The sequence below is a fragment of the Nitrospinota bacterium genome (assembly GCA_035528715.1).
Taxonomy (GTDB): Bacteria; JADFOP01; JADFOP01; order DATKYB01; family DATKYB01; genus DATKYB01.
Genome location: DATKYB010000029.1, coordinates 1 through 3642, shown reverse-complemented (window position 1 = coordinate 3642; position 3642 = coordinate 1). Strand labels below are relative to the sequence as shown.

Annotated in this window: 6 protein-coding genes; 5 read left to right on the top strand and 1 reads right to left on the bottom strand. The window is 35.7% G+C overall.

The genetic code is table 11. From position 1 onward, the window contains the following. Positions 1-927: bifunctional oligoribonuclease/PAP phosphatase NrnA (locus tag VMW81_02040; GenBank protein ID HUU49724.1), on the top strand; the 927-nt coding region annotated here is incomplete at its 5' end. Between the two features lie 23 nt (positions 928-950). On the opposite strand, the gene VMW81_02035 is transcribed toward VMW81_02040, so the two are convergent. After that, the gene (locus VMW81_02035) at positions 951-1127 is read right to left on the bottom strand and encodes a hypothetical protein (protein ID HUU49723.1); all 177 of its coding nucleotides are present in this window, start codon (positions 1125-1127) and stop codon (positions 951-953) included. A gap of 356 nt (positions 1128-1483) precedes the next feature. Here VMW81_02035 and VMW81_02030 point away from each other — a divergent pair, with 356 nt between their 5' ends. From VMW81_02030 to VMW81_02015, 4 genes are all read left to right on the top strand, one after another. After that, complete coding sequence (locus VMW81_02030) at positions 1484-1696, top strand: hypothetical protein (protein ID HUU49722.1); 213 nt, start codon at positions 1484-1486, stop codon at positions 1694-1696. A 3-nt stretch (positions 1697-1699) separates the two neighbouring features. Next, a complete protein-coding gene (locus VMW81_02025; protein HUU49721.1) occupies positions 1700-2224 on the top strand; it encodes an NTPase in 525 nt (174 codons plus the stop codon). Beyond that, entirely contained in the window at positions 2221-2709 is a 489-nt protein-coding gene (locus tag VMW81_02020; protein HUU49720.1) for a metallophosphoesterase, read from the top strand. The genes VMW81_02025 and VMW81_02020 overlap by 4 nt, the downstream gene beginning before the upstream one ends. 16 nt (positions 2710-2725) lie before the next feature. Next, positions 2726-3642: radical SAM protein (locus tag VMW81_02015; GenBank protein HUU49719.1), on the top strand; the 917-nt coding region annotated here is incomplete at its 3' end.

Here is a 3642-nt window from a genome sequence, read left to right as displayed (position 1 = left end):
AGCTGCCATATCAATGCTGACGGGGATGCGATTGGTTCACTATTGGCCATGGGGTCGATACTCAAGCGATTGAAAAAGAAATATTGGATGGTCATACATGACAATCCCCCTAATCCTAAGTTTAAATTTCTTAAAGACTTTGATAAGATTTTAAACTATCAAGAGGATGGAGCAAGGAATTGGAATTTTGATTCAGCTGTTATATTAGATACTGCTGACCTCGACAGGCTGGGAGATGTTAAAAAATTACTTAAAAGAGAAGAAAAGATGCCCATCCTCAATGTCGATCATCACATCAGTAATACAAATTTTGGCACCATCAATCTTGTTGGCCAAAAAGCAAGCTCTACCTGTGAACTTATCTACCTTATCACCAAAAACATAGAAAATTTCAAGATTGATAAATCCCTTGCGTATCAAATATATACGGGAATCATTTATGACACGGGCAGATTTTCTTTTTCAAATACAACGACGAAATCCATGGAAATATGTGCTGAAATGTTAAAAAAAGGGGTTGATTGTCATGAGGTTTCTAAACATATCTATTTTGAAAAATCTTTTGAGTCCATACAACTTTTAGGTCTTGGCCTTAAATCTATGGAATTATATTTAAATGGAAAGGTCGGTTTAATCGCTTTTGAAAAGAGAAGGTTATCAAAGAACCAAAATTCTGTTATTGATTTAGACAGTCTTGTAAACTATGCAACAGCTGTAAAAGGGGTTGAGGTAGGGATTCTCCTAAGAGAAGAAGAAAAAGGGAGGTTTAGAGTGAGTCTCAGGTCAAAGGATAGGGTAGATGTGAATAAGATTGCAAAGGTGTTTAATGGAGGAGGACACTTTAAAGCAGCAGGATGTTATATCAAGGGGAATCTCAAGGAGACAATAAATCAGCTCCTCAGAGAACTTCAGAGGGTCGTAAAATAAATATTCAAAATGATAAAAGCGAATCAAAGATTAAGATAGCTATAATCCATGCTCTCTTTAATACCCGTCAGTACCTCTTCTAACTCTTCCCTCTTAAACTTATCAATCGTTCTAATATTAAAGGTCTTAATCTTTTCTCTTTGGGACATCGTGTCATAAATGGTCTGGATATCGAAAAGAATCTCCCCCAATTCCTTCATAGATTATCTCCTTATAATAAAGAGATTTATTCAGATAATGGAACAGCAATTTTCATACCATAATTTCATCTTTTCAAATTACCTTTATCCTTTAATATTTATAAAATACTGATAATATTAAAATTATTTTTTAATTTGCTCCCTTCACCTTTTAACAAAAAATACTTGACTTCAAAAATCGTCAAAATATTGACTATGAATTATAAAAATTTGGCGGTCACCTTGATAAAGTGTAAATTAATACAAAAAGGTTATTTCTTTGACTTTTCTCTTCCTTTTATATATACATAGAGTTTAAAAACTTTACTGGATAGATCATTTCAGAAAATGTTTTGAATACATAAGGAAACTTAAAGATGGAGAGGCTAAAATTATTCATGGTATCTCATATGCTTGGAGGAATTCCCTGCTGGCAGCTCCAAGTGGCTAAGGATGATGAAGAGGCTCTGTTAAAATGTTTTAATGAATGTAAACATCCACAAGATATCGATCCTCAATCTGCAAATTGCAAGGTACAAGAGGTAAAGATCAAAGGTTATCATATAGAGATAACGGAAGAAAAAACATAAGTTTTGAATAATTTCTTACTTACCGGAATCCCTGGAATTGGAAAGACAACAATCATCGAAAAGGTTCTTTCACTATCCCTGCTAAAGGCAGGTGGTTTTTATACGAAAGAAATAAAAGATGGAGAAAGAAGAAAGGGTTTTAAGATAGTTGATATAACCACTAAAAAAGAAAGCATTCTTGCTCATGTCAATATCAAATCCCCATTTCGTGTAGGGAAATATGGTGTCGACACAAACAGTTTTGAAGAGATTGGTGTAAAAGCCCTCGAAGATGCTTTGGAGAATAAAGAACTTATCATCATAGATGAGATAGGAAAAATGGAGTTATTCTCCAAACCCTTCCAGAAAATGGTTTTGAAGTGTCTCTCCTCTTCTAAAAAGATTCTTGGATCGATAAAAATTAAAGGGAATCCATTTGTAAATTCTATAAAAAGAAGAGAAGATACAAAAATCGTAGAGGTGAATGAGAAAAACAGAAATCTTTTACCAGATGAGATTATAAATTTATTAAAAGAAAACAAGGCATGAAAATAGGAATAATATCTGATACCCACGATAATCTGAACAGTCTAAATAGAGCGATTGAAATATTTAAAAAAAATAAAATAGATACCATCCTGCATGGCGGAGATTTTATCTCACCTTTTGTTCTGAGAGCCTTGGAGGGCTCTTTTAAAAAACTCATAGGTGTCTTTGGAAACAATGATGGTGACAAACTAAGGCTAAATGATCTTGCTACCAAAATGGGGTGGGAACTTCACCTTCCCCCTTACCCCTTTGAACTTAGTGGTAAGAAGATCTTGATGTTACATGAACCTCTTATCTTAGAAGCAGCAACAAAAAGTGGTCTCTATGATATTATTATATACGGCCATACTCATAAAAACGATATCAGGAAAGAAAACTCTACACTCATTATCAATTCTGGCGAGGCTGGAGGCTGGTTAACAGGTAAAGCAAGCATTGTCATCTTAGATATGGATAAGATGAAAGAGGAGCTTTTATTTTTTTAATTCTTCAGATGAGATTATGATAGACATAACCAAACTTTATTGCGGTACCCATAGTCAGGGAGACTTTATTCGCTACGGCTCCAAGGAGAGCTCTCATTCATTGATTGGGGGAAGAAAGGTTCCAAAAGCTGCTGGTGAAAGACGACCCGTAACCGTATGGAATTCTACCAGAACCTGTAATCTTAGCTGTATCCATTGTTATACAGATTCAGAAAAGAAAAGCTATCCCAAAGAACTTTCTACAGAAGAAGCGAAGAGTATGCTTGATGACCTGGCAAATTTTGAAATCCCTGCTCTCCTCATCTCCGGTGGAGAACCATTAATGAGAAAAGACCTCTTTGAGTTAGTGAGCTACGCAGTAAGTTTGGGAATAAGACCCACTCTGTCTACAAACGGAACCTTAATAACAAAAGAAATAGCTCAAAAGATAAAGGATTCTGGCTTTACCTATGTAGGAATTAGTCTCGATGGCATTGGAGAAACAAACGATAAATTCAGAGGAGAAAAAGGTGCTTTTAAAAAGGCGATGAATGGCTTTAGAAACTGCGTTAATGTGGGTCAGCGTGTTGGACTCCGAATGACTCTCACAAGACAAAACTATGATGATCTCCCTAAAATATTTGATTTTATAGAAAGGGAAGGGATAAACAGGGCCTGCTTTTATCACCTCGTATACTCTGGGAGAGGGGTTAACATTTCCACTGATGACCTCTCCTATCAAGAAAGCCGCACTGCCATGGATATCATTCTTGAGCGAACAGAAGATTTTTATAATCGGGGGTTACAAAGAGAGATTCTAACAGTTGATAATCATGTAGATGGTGTCTATCTCTATATGAAACTCAAGCACAAATTTGATCAAAGGGCAAAAAAGGTCTTAGAGCTATTAGAATGGAATGGAGGGGGGGCCTTTAGTTCCGGTGTTGGCATTGG